This window comes from Azotobacter chroococcum (genome assembly GCF_004339665.1).
GTDB classification, from domain to species: Bacteria; Pseudomonadota; Gammaproteobacteria; order Pseudomonadales; family Pseudomonadaceae; genus Azotobacter; species Azotobacter chroococcum.
On the sequence record NZ_SMMU01000002.1, the window covers coordinates 42,593 to 59,337 of the forward strand.

At 65.1% G+C, this 16,745-nt stretch carries 12 protein-coding genes and 2 pseudogenes; 5 read left to right on the plus strand and 9 right to left on the minus strand.

Annotation, left to right across the window (positions count from 1 at the left end; translation table 11 throughout):
• Positions 1-30: 30 nt before the first annotated feature.
• Genes EV691_RS02310 through EV691_RS02320 form a run of 3 tightly spaced genes read right to left on the minus strand, consistent with a single transcriptional unit; the run spans position 31 to position 3,225 of the window.
• The gene (locus EV691_RS02310) at positions 31-798 is read right to left on the minus strand and encodes a sugar transferase (RefSeq protein WP_242672566.1); all 768 of its coding nucleotides are present in this window, start codon (positions 796-798) and stop codon (positions 31-33) included.
• Entirely contained in the window at positions 749-1,876 is a 1,128-nt protein-coding gene (locus tag EV691_RS02315; RefSeq protein ID WP_131298987.1) for an NAD-dependent epimerase, read from the minus strand. The genes EV691_RS02310 and EV691_RS02315 overlap by 50 nt, the downstream gene beginning before the upstream one ends.
• Positions 1,873-3,225 carry a UDP-glucose dehydrogenase family protein gene (locus EV691_RS02320; RefSeq protein WP_131298986.1) on the minus strand — a complete coding sequence of 451 codons (1,353 nt, stop codon included), beginning with the start codon at positions 3,223-3,225 and terminating at the stop codon, positions 1,873-1,875. The genes EV691_RS02315 and EV691_RS02320 overlap by 4 nt, the downstream gene beginning before the upstream one ends.
• A gap of 369 nt (positions 3,226-3,594) precedes the next feature.
• Between EV691_RS02320 and hslO the strand changes: the two genes are divergently transcribed.
• From hslO to EV691_RS02335, 3 genes and pseudogenes are all read left to right on the plus strand, one after another.
• Positions 3,595-4,488: an Hsp33 family molecular chaperone HslO gene (gene hslO / locus EV691_RS02325; protein ID WP_039806244.1), complete on the plus strand. Its 894-nt coding sequence runs from the start codon at positions 3,595-3,597 to the stop codon at positions 4,486-4,488.
• A gap of 291 nt (positions 4,489-4,779) precedes the next feature.
• Complete coding sequence (locus tag EV691_RS02330; RefSeq protein ID WP_131298985.1) at positions 4,780-6,324, plus strand: phosphoenolpyruvate carboxykinase; 1,545 nt, start codon at positions 4,780-4,782, stop codon at positions 6,322-6,324.
• 229 nt (positions 6,325-6,553) lie between these two features.
• Positions 6,554-6,805 (plus strand): annotated as a pseudogene (locus EV691_RS02335) (TSUP family transporter); the annotation flags it as partial.
• A gap of 85 nt (positions 6,806-6,890) precedes the next feature.
• Here the strand turns inward: EV691_RS02335 and EV691_RS02340 are convergent.
• From EV691_RS02340 to EV691_RS02365, 6 genes are all read right to left on the minus strand, one after another.
• Positions 6,891-7,139, minus strand: a complete 249-nt coding sequence (locus EV691_RS02340; protein WP_242672565.1) for a DUF2790 domain-containing protein — start codon at positions 7,137-7,139, stop codon at positions 6,891-6,893.
• Positions 7,140-7,156: 17 nt separating this feature from the next.
• Complete coding sequence (locus EV691_RS24225) at positions 7,157-7,300, minus strand: aldehyde dehydrogenase family protein (RefSeq protein WP_131299029.1); 144 nt, start codon at positions 7,298-7,300, stop codon at positions 7,157-7,159.
• A gap of 143 nt (positions 7,301-7,443) precedes the next feature.
• Complete coding sequence (gene fabF, locus EV691_RS02350) at positions 7,444-8,733, minus strand: beta-ketoacyl-ACP synthase II (RefSeq protein WP_131298983.1); 1,290 nt, start codon at positions 8,731-8,733, stop codon at positions 7,444-7,446.
• 121 nt (positions 8,734-8,854) lie between these two features.
• Positions 8,855-11,944: an efflux RND transporter permease subunit gene (locus EV691_RS02355; protein WP_131298982.1), complete on the minus strand. Its 3,090-nt coding sequence runs from the start codon at positions 11,942-11,944 to the stop codon at positions 8,855-8,857.
• Positions 11,941-13,056: an efflux RND transporter periplasmic adaptor subunit gene (locus tag EV691_RS02360; protein WP_131298981.1), complete on the minus strand. Its 1,116-nt coding sequence runs from the start codon at positions 13,054-13,056 to the stop codon at positions 11,941-11,943. The genes EV691_RS02355 and EV691_RS02360 overlap by 4 nt, the downstream gene beginning before the upstream one ends.
• Positions 13,057-13,138: 82 nt before the next feature.
• Positions 13,139-13,756 (minus strand): TetR/AcrR family transcriptional regulator, encoded by a 618-nt coding sequence (locus tag EV691_RS02365; RefSeq protein ID WP_131298980.1) that lies wholly within the window; start codon positions 13,754-13,756, stop codon positions 13,139-13,141.
• A gap of 104 nt (positions 13,757-13,860) precedes the next feature.
• Here EV691_RS02365 and EV691_RS02370 point away from each other — a divergent pair.
• Both EV691_RS02370 and cls read left to right on the plus strand, forming a co-directional pair.
• Positions 13,861-15,008 (plus strand): annotated as a pseudogene (locus EV691_RS02370) (TolC family protein).
• Between the two features lie 245 nt (positions 15,009-15,253).
• The gene (gene cls, locus EV691_RS02375; protein WP_131299028.1) at positions 15,254-16,699 is read left to right on the plus strand and encodes a cardiolipin synthase; all 1,446 of its coding nucleotides are present in this window, start codon (positions 15,254-15,256) and stop codon (positions 16,697-16,699) included.
• Positions 16,700-16,745 lie beyond the last annotated feature (46 nt).

Consider the following 16,745-nt stretch of genomic DNA (forward strand, 5'->3'; position numbering starts at 1 on the left):
AGGCGTGCACGGCCTGAAGAAAGGGAAGGTTCAGCTGGCGCCATGGCCGTAGAACACTTCGAGGGGGGTTTTCAGGAGAATCCACAGGTCCAGCAGGGGACCCTGTCGGCGGATGTAGGTCATGTCGAGCTCGACCCGGTCGTCGAAGTCGACGTCGCTGCGCCCGGAGATCTGCCAGAGGCCGGTCATGCCGGGGTAGATGCTCAGCCGGCCGAGGTGGTGCAGGTGGTAGCGGCTGGCGTTGAACGAGGTAGGGCGCGGGCCGACCAGGCGCATCTCGCCACGCACCACGTTGATCAGGTTGGGCAGCTCGTCGAGACTGGTGCGGCGCAGCCACTGGCCGATCGGCGTCACCCGCGGGTCGGCGTCGATCTTGAAGTCGATGGCGTCGGGGCCGTGCTTGTTCAGGTGGCGCAGCGACTCCTTCAGGGCCTCGGCGTCGGCCACCATGCTGCGGAACTTGAACATGCCGAAGCGGCGCCCGCGAAAGCCGGTGCGCTGCTGGACGAACAGCACGGGGCCCGGGCTGCCCAGCCTGATCAGCAGGGCGATGCCGAGCAGCAGGGGGGAGAGCAGGAGCAGCAGGAGGAGGGCGGCGAGCGCCTCGCTGACGCGCTTGGTGCGGGACAGGGTCCAGGGGCGGCCGCCCTGGCGTCCGCTGAGCCAGCCGCAGTTGTGGACCCAGAGGGCGTTCTCGATCTTTTCGCGCTGCGAGGGATCGGTGCGTTTTTCCTTGAGGCGGTACTGGCTATCCTTGGCGAAGCTGGGTTGTTGGAACGAGTTTCCCGGGGCATTCATTGCGCATTACCTCATGCGGCAGATCCCCGGCCATGGCAGCGGATGAGAGCGCCGCGGCATCGGGACTGCCGATCCTGTAGTAGTGGCAAAACCAGGATACGAAGCGGGCGAGGCCTTCTTCGAGACTGACCTGGGGCTGAAAGCCGGTGTCCCGTTGCAATTCCGAGACGTCGGCATAAGTGTCGAGCACGTCCCCGGGCTGCAAAGGCAGCAATTCTCGTTGGGCCTTGCGGCCCAGATGCCTTTCCAAGGTGTCAATGTAGTCGGTGAGGGCGATCGGTCGATGCCCGCCGATGTTGTACAGGCGCCACGGCGCCATGCTGCTTTCCGCGCGGGGCCGTTCGCGGTCCCAGTGCGGATCGGGCTGGGGCGGCTGCGCCAGCAGCCGCACCAGCCCTTCGATGATGTCGTCGATGTAGGTGAAGTCGCGCCGGTGCTGGCCATGGTTGAACAGGCGCAGCGGCCGCCCCTCGACGATGGCCTGGGCGAACTGGATCGGCGACATGTCCGGCCGGCCCCAGGGGCCGTAGACGGTGAAGAAGCGCAGGCCGGTGGCGGGAATGCCGAACAGGTGGCTGTAGCTGTGGGCCATCAGCTCGTTGGCCTTCTTGCTCGCAGCGTACAGTGACAGGGGGTGGTCGACGTTGTCCTGCACCGAATAGGGGGTGTGCTGGTTGGCGCCGTACACCGAGCTGGACGAAGCGTAGATCAGGTGCTGCACCGGCTGCTGGCGGCAGCCTTCGAGGATGTTCAGGAAGCCTGCCAGGTTGCTCTGCACGTAGTCCTGCGGATGGCTCAGCGAGTGGCGCACGCCGGCCTGGGCGGCCAGGTGGACCACCACTTCCGGGCGCTGGCTGGCGAACAGGTCGGCGATGCCGGCGGCATCGCCGAGATCCAGCCGCCGCAGCGGAAAGTCGCCGGCCTCCTGGCATACCCAGCGCACCCGGTCCTCCTTCAGGGCCGGGGCGTAGTAGTCGTTGAAGTTGTCCAGGCCGATGACCTCATGGCCGTCGAGCAGCAGCCGGCGCACGCAGTGGGCGCCGATGAAGCCGGCCGCGCCGGTGACCAGGACCTTCATTGCGCACCTGCCCGGGGGGCGACCTGCGGCAGGCCGATGCCCAGGTAGCGCAGGCCGGCGGCAGCCAGCTGCTGGGGGTTGTAGAGGTTGCGCCCGTCGATGACCAGGCGGTCGCGCAGCTTGTGCGCGAGCAGCTCGAAGTCGACCACCCGGAAGGCCTTCCACTCGGTGCAGATGACCAGCGCGTCGGCGTCCTGCAGGGTGTCGTCGCGGGTGGCGCAGAGCACCAGGTCGTCGCGGTAGCCGTACAGGCGCCGGCATTCGGACATGGCTTCGGGGTCGAAGGCGTGCACCGTCGCGCCCTCGCGCCACAGGGCCTCCATCAGGCAGCGGCTGGGCGCCTCGCGCATGTCGTCGGTGTTGGGCTTGAAGGCCAGTCCCCAGAGGGCGATGGACTTGCCGGCCAGTCCCCCGGGATAGAGCTTCTGCAGCTTTTGGAACGGCACCAGGCGCTGCGTCTCGTTGACCTCCTGGACGCTCTGCAGCAGGCGCAGCGGCTGGCCGCTGGCTCTGGCGGTGTGCAGCAGGGCGCGCAGGTCCTTGGGAAAGCAGGAGCCGCCGAAGCCGCAGCCGGGGTAGATGAAGTGGTAGCCGATGCGCGGGTCGGAGCCGATGCCGCGGCGCACCGCCTCGATGTCGGCACCCAGTTGCTCGGCCAGGTTGGCCAGCTCGTTCATCAGGCTGATGCGCGTGGCCAGCATGGCGTTGGCCGCGTACTTGGTCAGCTCGGCGCTGCGGTTGTCCATGAAGATCAGCTTGTCGCGGCTGCGGCAGAAGGGCGCGTAGAGCTCGGCGAGCTGGGCGCGGGCCTGCTCGTCGTCGCTGCCGACGATGATCCGGTCGGGGCGGATGCAGTCGTTGACCGCGCTGCCCTCCTTGAGAAATTCCGGATTGGACACCACCCGCACCGCCAGCTGGCCCTTGCCCAGGCGGTCGAGTTCGTCGCGGGCGACCGTCTCCACCTGGCTGGCGGTGCCCACCGGCACGGTGGACTTGATCACCAGGGTGCGGTCGGCCTGCATGTGGCTGGCGATTTCGCGGGTCACCCCCAGCACGTGGCGCAGGTCGGCGGAGCCGTCCTCGTCCGGCGGGGTGCCGACGGCGATGAAGATCAGCTGGCCGTGAATCACCGCATCGCTGGCCTGGGTGCTGAAGGACAGCCGGCCCTCGCGCAGGTTGTCGTCGATCATGGCGGACAGGCCAGGCTCCTGGATGGGCGGAACCGCCCGCTGCAACTGCTGGATCTTCAGCTCGTCGATGTCGACGCAGAGAACCCGGTGGCCGACGTCGGCCAGGGCAGCAGCCTGAACCAGGCCGACGTATCCGGTACCGAAAACACTCACGTCCATGTTGGCGTGCCTCGTTGGGGGAGTGCGGTGTTACAGGTATAGGCGGTCGTACAAGGAGACTGTCAAGCAGGCGGCTTGATGTCTGTCTGACACTCCCTAGATGGCATAACAATGGCCATCACCCTCCTGTAACCTATTCAATTCCTTATATTTTTCTGAGCTGTTGAAGTATTGGTTAGGAGCGGGAAATTATCATTTCACCCGACGAGCGGTACTATCGTGTCGAAACGGGAGATGATGGAAAACTTGGAGGCTTCCCGCTTTCTTTCTAGAATTTCCCTGCGAGTCGGCCGCTTGTGGCGATTTTGCTTTTTCCGACTCCGAGGACTGGCTGCAGGCCAGCTCTGTTCCCCGACATGGCCAGCCGATATGCCCGATTTCGATTTCACCCAACGCTTTCTCTTTGACGACACCGACGTGCGCGGCGAACTGGCCGACCTGCGCGGCAGCTACGCCGAGGTGCTGGCCAAGCACCCCTATCCCGAGCCGGTCGCCCAGCTGCTCGGCGAGATGCTCGCCGCCGCCGCGCTGCTGGTCGGCACCCTCAAGTTCGACGGCCTGCTGGTGCTGCAGGCGCGCTCCCCGGGGGCGGTGCCCCTGCTCATGGTCGAGTGCTCCAGCGACTGCGAGGTGCGCGGTATCGCCCGCTATCACGCCGAGCAGATCCCGGCCGGCGCCGGGCTGCGCGAGCTGATGCCCGAGGGCCTGCTGACCCTGACCGTCGATCCCGCCCAGGGGCAGCGCTACCAGGGCATCGTCGAACTGCAGGGCGACAGCCTGGCCGACTGCCTGTCCGGCTATTTCGCCAGTTCGGAGCAGCTGCCGACGCGCTTCTGGCTCAATGCCGACGGCCGTCGCGCCCGCGGCTTCCTGCTCCAGCAGTTGCCCGGCGACCGCCAGAAGGATGCCGAGGCGCGCGCGGCCAGCTGGGAGCACCTGGTCACCCTGGCCGATACCCTGACCGCCGAGGAGCTGCTCGCGCTGGACAACGAGACCCTGCTGCGCCGGCTCTACCACCAGGAGGCCGTGCGCCTGTTCGAGCCGCTGCCGCTGCGCTTTCGCTGCAGCTGTTCGCGCGAGCGCTCGGCCAACGCCCTGTCCAGCCTGGGGCACGCGGATGCCGAGCAGCTGCTGCGCGAGCGCAGCGGCCTGGTGGTGGTCGACTGCCAGTTCTGCAACCAGCGCTACGAGTTCGATGCCAGCGACATCGCCCAGCTGTTCGCCGGCGGCGGCAGCGAGGCGCCCTCGGCGACCCGACATTGAGCGGCCGGGCCGCCCGTGATCGGCCGGCCCGGATGCACGGATTTTTCGGCAAAGGCCTGCTCCGGCAAGGGGGGGCAGGGGCCTGCTTGTCTTCGAAAAACCTCGGCAGCGCCGGTCGCGTTCCGGCCGATGGTGTGACGGCAGGGAACCTTTGCCAGACTAGCGGCTCCTACTGTGTCGTCGGCTTTTCTGGTATGATCGCCGCACTTTTTTTATCTTTTCCCTGTAGCGTGACCGGATGTCGCGCTACAAAACGTATGGAGGAATCGGCCACAAGCCGATCGGACGCACATGACGCAAGCCACTCAAGCCGTGTTTACCGACATCAGCGCCGCACAATTGGTAGAAGAAGCCCTCCGCCGCGGAGAAGGCGAACTGGCCGCCAACGGTTCGCTGGTGGTTCGGACCGGCCATCGCACCGGGCGATCCCCGAGCGACCGCTTCATCGTCGAGGAACCGGGCACTCAGCACAAGATTGCCTGGGGCAGCATCAACCGTCCCTTCCCCAGCGACAAGTTCGACGCCCTCTGGTCGCGCGTCGAAGCTTACCTTGGCGAACGTGACCGCTTCGTTTCGCACGTCCATGTAGGCGCCAATCCTGAATACTACCTGGCGGTCAAGATGACCACCGAAACGGCCTGGCACAACCTGTTCGGCCGCTGCCTGTTCATCAACCCGGAAAAGTTCAACCCCGCCGGCAAGGGTGAATGGCAGATCCTCAACGCCCCCCACTTCGAGTGCGTGCCGGAGCGCGACGGCACCAATTCCGACGGCTGCGTGATCATCAACTTCGCCGCCAAGCGGGTCCTGCTGGCCGGCATGCAGTACGCCGGCGAGATGAAGAAGGCAATGTTCTCCGTGCAGAACTTCCTGCTGCCGGAAGTCGACGTGCTGCCGATGCACTGCGCCGCCAACACGGGCGAGGAGGGCGACGTGACCCTGTTCTTCGGCCTGTCCGGCACCGGCAAGACCACCCTGTCCGCCGACCCGAGTCGCTACCTGATCGGCGACGACGAGCACGGCTGGGGCGAGGGCACCGTGTTCAACATCGAGGGCGGCTGCTATGCCAAGTGCATCGACCTGTCCGAGAAGAACGAGCCCGTCATCTGGAAGGCCATCCAGTTCGGCGCCGTGCTGGAGAACGTGGTGCTCGACGAGCGTTCGCGCCAGCCCGACTACGCCGACAGCAGCCTGACCCAGAACACCCGCGCCGCCTACCCGCGCGAGCTGATCGAGAAACGCGTGGCGGACAACCGCGCCGGCGAACCCAATGCGGTGATCTTCCTCACCTGCGACCTGACCGGCGTGCTGCCCCCGGTGTCGATCCTCGACAACGAGCAGGCGGCCTACCATTTCCTGTCCGGCTACACCGCGCTGGTCGGTTCCACCGAGATGGGCTCCGGCGGCGGCATCAAGTCGACCTTCTCCACCTGCTTCGGTGCGCCCTTCTTCCCGCGCCCGGCCGGCGAGTACGCCGAGCTGCTGATCAAGCGCATCCAGGGCTACGACTCCAAGGTGTACCTGGTCAACACCGGCTGGACCGGCGGCGGCTACGGCGTCGGCAAGCGTTTCAACATCCCGACCACCCGCGGCGTGATCGCGGCGATCCAGAGCGGCGCGCTGATCGGCGTCGAGACCGAGCGCCTGCCGATCATCAACCTGGACGTGCCGAAGGTCGTGCCGGGGGTCGACACCGGGCTGCTCAACCCGCGCAACACCTGGGCCGACAAGAGCGCCTACGACGAGGCGGCGCGCGCCCTGGCCAGGCAGTTCATCGAGAACTTCAGGAAGTTCGACGTCTCCGACGCCATCCGCGACGCCGGCCCGCTGCTGTAAGCCGCAGCGCGTGGTGAAGAAGCCGCCTCCGCAGACTGTGTGAAAACCTGGCAGTCGGTGGGGCGGATGAGGACAATGCCCGTATCGTAAGATGCGGGCATTGTCATTTATGGCTTGCATCCGCGGCCAATCCCCCGACCAGGGCAGCCTCGGCGCGCCGGCAACTGAGCATCAAGCAGCTCAAGCGTCAGCAGGCGGCCCTGTCAGGCCCTGATGGAGGCGCAGCAGTAGCCAGGTCGTCGCCCAGGGCCTTTCGCTGGCGCTGGCCGAGCCCATGGCCGAGCCCAGCACGGTGGTCAGCCTGGTCACCTACGCCCTGCACAGGCGGGTCGACTGGATGCTGGGCATTTCCCTGGCGATCGGCGGTCTGTTCGGCGTTGGCTGGGGCGTGCGGATGGCCCATGCGTTGCCGGAGCGGGCATTGGTTCTGCTGTTCTGCGGTCTTATGTCGTTCTGCGCACTGCTTCTGCTGCTCGACTAATGCAGCCGGTGCAGCCGGCACGGCAAGGAGGGAGTCCCGTCAACTCCTGTACCCCACGTCCCTGTGGGGACAGGAAGGCTGCGCATCAGGTCTTCAGGAGGCAGCCGGCGGATAGTTTGCGATAGGCGACGACCTTGGTTTCGCCGGCGGAGTCCAGGTAGGTCATCCTGGCGTCGACGATCCTGCAGACATAGGGATCGTAGGGCGTCTCGATGGAGATGACCCTGGCGATATCCAGGGGGAGGCCGTAGCGGTACTGCTGGACGGGCGGTTCGGCGGCCTGGGCGAGGGAGGCCGCGCAGCAGAAGGGCAACACCAGATACGAACGTTTCATGTCGATCACTGTCGTTCTCAGGAGGTGACTGCACGGAATGTCAGAAGAAACCTTACCGGGTTGCCAACTGCGATCGCCGGTGCAATCACGCGGGTGAGCTCATGGATCGGGAGGTTCCATGACTCCACCGCGAGCAGGACGCCGATCGGGTGGAATTCGATCCAGCCATCACCAACGTCATTGGCGAAAGGTTGTAGCCGAGCGGTGCGAAGGCCTCGCTAGCCGCCTGTACCAGCCTCTCGTCGCCTGGCCAACCGGGCCTCTTGCAATCCGCTATGAGCGGAGGCTTCCCGGATCAGGGGTTTCATCGGAATGGTTCCCAGCGACGAAACAGCACGCTGGCATTGACACCACCAAACCCGAACCCGTTTGACAGGGCGTACTGGATCGGCATTTGCCGCGCGACCAGGCCAACCAGATCGAGTCCGTCAGCCGCGTCGTCGGGATCAACGAGGTTCAGCGTGGGCGGGACGATCTGATCGCGTAGCGCCAGGATGGTGAAGATGGCCTCAATCCCGCCTGCCGCCCCCAGTAGATGACCGGTACTGGATTTGGTCGATGTGATCGCCACGCCCGATCCGGTCCCGAAGACGGACCGAATGGCGGCCAGCTCGCCCCGGTCTCCAACTTGAGTGGAGGTCGCATGTGCATTGATGTGCTGCACATCGCCCGAGGCAATACCGGCCTGCCGCAACGCCTGCTCCATTGCGCGTCGAGCGCCGCTACCGTTCTCCGGGCCGGCGGTCAGGTGATAGGCATCGGCGCTGGTGCCGTAGCCGACCAGCTCCGCCAGTGGCCGTGCGCCGCGTGCCAGCGCATGTTCCAGCGATTCGATCACCAGCAGGCCGGCGCCTTCGGCCATGACGAAGCCATCCCGGCCGCGGTCGAACGGACGCGACGCTTGCTGGGGGCGGTCGTTGAATCCAGTGGACAACGCACGCGCCGCAGCAAAGCTTCCGAGCGTGACGCGATGGATCGCGGCCTCGGTCCCGCCGCACACCGCAATATCCGCTTCGCCGCTACGGATCAGTCGGGCCGCATCACCGATGGCTTGCGCCCCGGCCGCGCAGGCGGTCACCGGTGCCCCGAGCGGCCCCTTGAAGCCGTGCCGGATGGAGACGTGCCCGGCCGCCATATTGGCGAGAAACGAAGGCGCGGTGAATGGCGAGAGCCGGCGCGGCCCGCGTTCGTCCGTGGTGCGCACGGCTTCGGCGATGGCACCGAACCCACCGACACCGGATGCAATGATGGTCGCGGTTCGCTGCCGCTGTTCCTCGTCTGCCGGCTGCCAGGCCGCCTGCGCCAAGGCTTCCTGAGCGGCAACGAGCGCAAACTCGATGAAGCGATCCATCTTCTTGCGCTCCTTGGCGGCGACGATTCGCTCCGGGTCGTAGCCCGCCTGTCTGTCCTCTTCCAGCGTTGGCACCCGCCCGCCTACAGCGCAGCCGGTACCATCGGCCAGATCGGCAGGCAGGGCACGGATGCCCGACTGTCCCGCCAACAGACGGGACCAGACCGTCTCGGTGCCGCACCCCAGTGGTCCGACGGTACCTGTCCCCGTCACCACGATACGAACTGCATTACGGACACTCATCGTCTACCTCGCTTGTCACACGGTCGGCGCCTCGCAGCGAGCACCGTTTGCTTCTTTCTGGCCGCATATCGGTTATCGCTGGTAAGCGAACACAACTACATCCGATCACCTCAAGCCCCGGTCATGCGTGCTGCGCCTCCATGGGGCGGGTGACTGTGCCGGGCCCGATCTTGAACCAGATGGAATACATGGCCGGCAGGAACACCAGGGTCAGTACGGTTCCTGCGAACGTGCCGCCGATCAGCGTGTAGGCAAGCGTTCCCCAGAACACCGAATGGGTCAGCGGGATGAAAGCCAGGATTGCCGCCAATGCGGTCAGGATCACCGGGCGGGCACGCTGCACGGTTGCTTCGACGACCGCACGAAACGGATCCAATCCCGCCTGCTCGTTGTGGTGGATCTGCCCGATCAGAATCAGCGTGTTGCGCATCAGGATGCCTGATAGCGCAATCAGACCGACCAACGCATTGATGCCGAATGGCTGCTGAAAAAGAATCAGCGTAGGCACCACGCCGATCAGCCCCAGCGGACTGGTGAGAAAGACCATGGCCATCGCGGAAATCGAGCGCACCTGAAAAATGAGGATGATCAGGGTGATCGCCAGCATGATGGGAAACAGCGGCAACATCGCCACCGTCGCCTTGCCTGACTCTTCGATGGAGCCAGCCTGCTCGATGCGATAGCCGCTCGGCAGTTTCTCCATGACGGGCTGGAGCTGCCGGGTAATTGCTGCCGACACGTCCGGCGGCTGCAGGCCATCGGCAATGTCGCCCCGCACGGTGATCGTCGGCATGCGGTCGCGCCGGCGCATGATCGGTTCCTCCGTGCGCACATCGACCTTCCCGACCTGCGACAGCGGGATGCGTTGCCCGTTGACGCCCGCCAAGGTGAAGTCCGCGATCCTGGCCGGATCGAAGCGGGTGTCCCCGGCCGAACGGGCCACTACCTGCACCGTGCGGATGTCCTCGCGCACGGCGGTAACGGGCACACCGCTCAGCAGGAACTGCAGTTGTTGCGCGACGGCGCTGGAGGTCAGCCCCACGGCCTGCAAGCGGTCCTGCTGCAAGGTGAAATGCAGCGTGGGCGTGCGCGTGCCCCAGTCGGTGTTGACCGTGCGCATCATCGGGCTGGCATTCATGACCTGCTGCACGTCGGCGGCGATGTCGCGCAGCTTTTCCGCATCCGGGCCGGTGACGCGGTAGGCGACCGGAAACGGCGAATACGGGCCGAACACGAGTTGGGTGACACGCACGCGCGCCTCGGCGGCGAGGCCCTCGGAAATCGCCTGGCGCAGACGATGTTTCAACGCCTCGCGCTCTTCCTGGTTGTCCGTGCGGACCACGATCTTGGCAAATGACGGATCAGGCAGTTCCGGCCCCATTGCCATGTAGAAGCGCGGCGCGCCCTGGCCGACGTAAGCCGTGACGATCCTGGCTTTGTCCTGCCCGGCCAGCCAGGCTTCCACCTTCGCCGTGGCGGCGCTGGTCTGGGCGATCGAGGTGCCGTAGGGCATCTGCACCTCGACCAGCACCTCGGGCCGATCGGAGATCGGAAAGAACTGCTTCTTGACCAACCCCATGCCGAGTATGGCCAGGACGAAAAGGCCGACCACCGCACCGGCGACCAGCCACTTGTGTGCGATGACGCGCCCCAGCACCCGGCGAAAGCGGTTGTAGCGCGGCGTATCGTAGAGCGCCTCGTGGCCGCCTTCGACCTTGTTGAAGTGAGGCAGCAGCTTGACGCCGAAGTAGGGCGTGAAAACCACCGCCACCAGCCACGACGCAACCAGTGCGATGCCGACGATCCAGAACATATTGCTGGTGTATTCGCCCGCCGTGGAGCGGGCGAAGCCATTGGGCATGAAGCCCACGGCCGTCACCAGCGTGCCCGACAGCATCGGCGCGGCGGTATGGCTCCAGGCATAGGCGGAAGCGGCGATGCGGCTGTAGCCTTCCTCCATCTTCACCACCATCATTTCGATGGCGATGATGGCGTCGTCCACCAGCAGGCCCAGGGCCAGGATCAGGGAGCCCAGGGTGATGCGGTCGAAGTTCTTGCCGGTCGCGGCCATCACCACGAAGACCACCGCCAGCGTCAGCGGCACGGCCGCGGCGACCACCACGCCCACACGCCAGCCCATGCTGATAAAGCTCACCAGCATGACCACCAGCAGCGCGACGAAGAACTTGACCATGAACTCATCGACCGCTGAGCTGATGTTGACGGCCTGATCCGTGACCTTGCTCAGGCTCATGCCCAGCGGCAGCTCGGCGTTGATCGCACGCACCTCGCTGTCCAGCGCCTTGCCCAGGCCGAGACCGTTCCAGCCTTCGCGCATGACGATGCCCAGCAGCAAGGCAGGTTCGCCGCCGTTGCGAATCATGAAAGTCGCCGGGTCTTCATAGCCACGCTTGACGGTGGCGATGTCCGACAGCTTCAGCGTGCGGCCCTGCGCCACAACCGGCGTGTCGCGGATCTTCTGCAATTCGTCGAAGGCGCCGTCCAGGCGAATGAACACCTCCGGCCCCTTGGTTTCCACCGAGCCCGCCGGCGTCAGGGCATTCTGGCTGTTGAGCGCGGCGAACACCTCCTGCGGGCCGACGCCCAGGGTTGCCAGGCGCTCATGCGAGAACTCGACATAGACGCGCTCGGACTGCTCGCCGACGATGTTGACCTTCTTCACCCCCGGCACGTGCAGCAGCCGCTGGCGCAGCGCCTCCGCGTCGCGTACCAGCAAGCGCTGCGGCTCGCCCTTGGCCTTGAGGGCGAACAAGGCAAAGGTGACATCCGAGTATTCGTCGTTGACCATCGGCCCGATCACGCCAGACGGAAGCTCCTTCGCCTCGTCGCCGACCTTCTTGCGGGCCTGGTAGAACTCCTCCGGCACTTGCGAAGGCGGTGTGCTGTCGAGCAACGTCAAGGTCGTGAAGGCCAAGCCGGGTCTTGTGTAGGTCTCGGTGCGGTCGTACCAGCGCAGCTCCTGCAGGCGCTTTTCGATCTTCTCGGCGACTTGGTCCTGCATTTCCTGTGCGGTGGCCCCGGGCCAGGCGGTAATGATGGTCATCACCTTGACCGTGAAAGCTGGGTCTTCCGCCCGGCCCAACTTGAAGAACGCAATGAGCCCGGCCAACGAAATCAGACAGATCAGGAACAAGGTGATGGAGCGCTCACGTACGGCGAGCGCTGACAGGTTGAAACGGCCTTCGCTCACGGACGGACTCCCTCGGCCGCCGCGACGGCGGCTTGACCAGCCACCCGCACCTGCTGGCCGTCGTGCAGCAGGTGCGCGCCGAGCGCGACTATCCGCTCGCCTTGCTTGAGCTGACCGGTGATGCGTGCCCCCTCATCGTCCAGGTGCTGGACCACGACCGGCTGCCAGTGAACCTGCGTTGGTTCGCCCTGGATGACCCACACTCCGGGGCCCTTGCCTGCGTCGTACAGGGCGCCGATCGGTACCCGCAAGATGCCTTGCATGGAGGAATGCCCAGCCGGGATCTGCAGGGTGACCGTGGTGCCCAACGGCGCGTTGGCCAGTTCCCCTTCCAGCACATAGCGCGCCTCGAAGGTGCGGGTCAGTCGATCTGCGGCATCCGATAGCTGCCGGAGCTTGGTCGGAACGCTAACGTCCTCTTTGCCGAAGAGCGTGGCCTGTGCGGCGGAACCGACCGCCGGGCGCAGGGTTTCCGGCAACTGGATAACCGCTTCACGGGGCCCGGCATGAGCCAAGCGCACCACGACTTGGCCGGCATTGACGACTTGGCCGGGTTCGACCAACGTTTCCATGACAATGCCATCGGCATCGGCCAGCAACTCGGCATAACGGGTGGCGTTGAGGGCAACTTCAGCCTGGGCCTCGGCCGCACTGAGCTGGGCCTTGGCGGCATCCGCCGCAGCCTTGACCTGATCGTAGGCCGAAGCCGATATCGCGCCGGTTCCGCGCAGGTTGCGGTAGCGGGATTCATCCTCAGCCGTTTGCTGCGCCCGCGCTCGCGCAGCAGCGACAGCCTCCCGCTGCGCATGCGCTGCGAGCTTCAAATCGACGGGATCGATGCGCATGAGTGGCTGACCGCGTTTGACGGTTTGTCCCGTATCCACAAGCCGCTCCAGCACCTTGCCGGAGACGCGAAAGCCCAGGTCGCTCTGAACTCGAGCAGCTACGGTCCCGGTGAAGGCGCGTGGCGCAGGGGTTGCCCCCTGAACGATGGCGACACGCACCAGCGGCGCTTCGGCGCGTGGATCGGATTGTGTTTTTTCGCCGCAGGCGACCAACGCAAACGGCAATACGCAGATGACGGTTGGTAAAAAGAGGCGGCGCCGGAGCATGAGAGTCCCATCGACGAATCGGTCAGGACTCCACTCTGAATCTAGTGACTAAAATAGTCAATAGTCACAAGGCCTCCCCGTCTCAGGGCGACAGGCTGCGCAGCACCAGGCCAGACAGCTGGGCGGGCGCTTCGTCGGTGTAGTCGAAGCTATGCTGCAAGAGCAGCGGGTTGAGGTAAGGACGCATGACCAGATAAATCGCCATCACGGTTTCATCGAGAGGCGTCTTGCGCTCGAAGTCTCCGGTTTGCCGACCTTCCTGCAAGATGTCCTGAAGCAACTTCCGAATGCGCTCTTCATAAGCGAGCGCCGCCTGCCAGCGCTCGGTTGCCGCCGAAGCCGCAATCTCGTAGAGCTTACGGTCCTGGAAAAACAGGCGAAGGCTCGCCGCGACGATCGCCTTGAACATCCGCCGCAGCTTCTCCGGCGGTCGATCGGCCTCATCGACGGCCGCTCTGACCTCGGACTCGATCTGGCGCAGGCAATTCGCGCAGATCATCTCGCCAATGGCCTGCTTGGACTCGAAGAACTTGTAGATGTAGGCCTTGGAAAAACCGATAGCTTTGGCGAGATCGGAGACGGTCGTCTTCTCGTAGCCATACCGGCTGAAGTGCTCGGTAGCTGCGACAACGATTTGATCTCGCACCTCGTGATCGGCCGGGCCGCGGGCCGAAACTGAATTAGTGACTGTTTTGCTCATGGTTTACAGCTTACTGCCAATCTTAAAAGGGGATAGCATGTGACCAATATGTATTATGGTCACCATTATTCTGCTCGCCATATCTCCTGCTCCGGAAGAAGCCCATGCTACCCAGGCGCACCCTTGCCATGCTCATCAGTGCCAGCCTCTCGGCAGGCTGCGCCATCGGTCCAGACTACGTTCGCCCCGACATGCCCTTGCCGGAACGATATCTGGGCCAGGCGGCAGTAGATCAACGGCATGCCACTGCCAGCGCCGATCTCGTCGCATGGTGGACGGGTTTCGGCGACCCGCAACTAACTCGATTCGTGATACTTGCGCTGGAGCAGAACCTCGATCTCGCGCAGGCGCCCGCTCGCGTCGCTCAAGCGCGTGCGGGACTCGGGGCGGCAAATGCCGCCTTGTTGCCTTCCGGCAACATCAACGGCCAAGCAGCCAGAACCTACCAGTCGGTTGAAACGCCGTTGGGGCAAGTCCTTGACTCGACGCCCGATTTCGACCGCTATGGCAATGCCTACGAAGTCAATCTTGGCGCGAGCTGGGAACTGGACCTATTCGGCGGCCTGCGTCGTGGGCGCGAAGCGGCGCTTGCCGAGTACCTGGCTTCGGAGGCCGACGCGACTGCAACACAGTTGGCTGTGGCGGCACAGGCCGTCGACATTTACATCAGCATCCGTGGATTGCAAGCCCGCCTTGCCGTATCGAACGCGCGAATCGGCGTCGCCATCGCCGAGTATTATCCCAAGCTCTCCCTGAGTGGACTGATTGGCAGCGCGACATCGGTGTCCGGTGGCAGCCTGTTCAGTAACGGTGCCAGCCAGGCCGCCGGCATGCTGGGCCTGCGCTGGCGTCTGTTCGATTCCGGCTGCATCAGCGCGCAGATCCACTTGGCCAGGGGCCAGGAGGCCGAAGTACTGGCATGCTTATCTGCATGCAACCGAGGACGTAGAAAATGCCTTCTCGGCTCTGGCTACCGTACTTGCCCGGGGGAGTGGACTCACTCGGGCGCGCGCGAGGAGCTTCGTTTGCGGCATACCAAAAAGGTGTCGTCAGCCTGATTGAAGTCCTGAAGGCCGACGAAGACTTGCTACATGCTTCCGATGCGCGAGCCCAGGCGCAGACGGAATCAGCGCGAGTAGGCGTCGCTGTCTTCAAGGCACTTGATGGGGGGTTGGCAATCCCGCAAGTCCGAAACGGTAGCAACCAGGTAACAGACGGTCAGCGAAAACGATGTCCGCTCTGGGGCGGATAGCGCCCATTGCTGGGGGCCCGGCGCCTGATGGCGCTACTGGCCTGAGCGGACTTTTGTCCGCTCTCAGGATCGGGCAACAGTCCAGAAGCAAACGCCCTGAGCAAGTCGGGACGTTTGTTTAAGCCGCTGTAGCGTGTTTTCCACGGTCTGTCCGGGAGGCTTTTTCACGGCCGCTTCCCGACGCTCCATCGCCATGCCCGCCTGTTATGCTCAGAAGCGGCATCTCGATGGAGTGGGGCATGGGCATGGAGCAGGGCGCTTTCCAGCTCTTGGGCTATCTGCTGGTGCTAATCCAGGCGCTCGGGGTGGCTGCGGCCGTCCATGCGGTGTTCACCGTGCGTACCGCCCAGGGGGCCATCGCCTGGGCCATCTCCCTGCTGTTCATGCCCTATCTCACCCTGCTGCCCTACCTGGTGTTCGGCCGCAGCCGTTTCGATGCCTACATCGAGGCGAGGCGCCAGGCCGACCTGCAGATGCACCGGGCGATGGCCGAGCTGGACTGGCGGCCCTGGGTCGAGGAGGCCCTGACGGCCCACGACAGCGAGGCCGCGCAGAACCTCAAGGTGCTGGCGCGCCTCGGCCGCCAGCCGCCCCTGGCGAACAACCGGGTGCGCCTGCTGATCGACGGCGAGAATGCTTTCGCGGCGATCTTCGAGGCCATCGCCCAGGCGCGCGAGGTGATCCTGCTGCAGTTCTTCATCGTCCGTGACGACCATCTCGGCCGGCATCTGCAACGCCTGCTGCTGGAGCGGGCCGCCAGCGGTGTGCAGGTGTTCTTCCTCTACGACCGCATCGGCTGTCATGCCCTGCCGCGCCGCTATGTGCAGTGCCTGCGCGAGGGCGGGGTGGCGATGCATGCCTTCTCGGTCTCCGCGCACAGCGGCCTGCTCAACCGCTTCCAGCTGAATTTCCGCAACCACCGCAAGCTGGTGCTGGTCGACGGCCGGCGCGGCTTTCTCGGCGGGCTGAACGTCGGCGACGACTATCTTGGCGGCAATCCGCAGCTTTCCCCCTGGCGCGATACCCAAGTGGAGCTGAGCGGCCCCGTGCTGGCCTGCCTGCAGGAGTCCTTCGCCGAGGACTGGTTCTGGACCACCCGGCAGTTGCCGCCGCTGCTGCTGCCGGAACGCTATCCCGCCGGCGGGGTGCTCTGCCAACTGGTCGGCAGCGGCCCGGCCGATCCCCAGGAAACCGGCTCGCTGCAGTTCGTCGCGGCGATCAATGCGGCGCGCCGGCGGATCTGGCTGGCCAGTCCCTACTTCGTGCCCGACGAGTCGGTGTTCGCCGCCCTGCGCCTGGCGGCGCTGCGCGGGCTGGAGGTGCGCCTGCTGCTGCCGTCGCGGCCCGACCACCGGGTGGTCTATGCCGCCTCCAGCCTGTATGCCTTCGAGGCGCTCGAGGCGGGCATCCGGGTGTTCCGTTACCTGCCGGGCTTCATGCACCAGAAGGTGCTGCTGATCGACGGCGATACCGCGGCAGTGGGCAGCGCCAACCTGGACAATCGCTCGTTCCGGCTGAATTTCGAGCTGACCCTGTTCACTGTCGATGCCACCTTCGCCGCGGAGGTGGAATGCATGCTGCAGACGGACTTCAGCCGCTCCCGCGAGCTGGATCGGGAGGAGAGCCGCCGGGCGCACCGCCTGAAGCGCCTGGGCATGCGGGTGGCACGGCTGATTTCGCCGATCCTCTGAAACGAAGAAGCCCGCCATGGGGCGGGCTTCTTCTGAGTCCGGATTG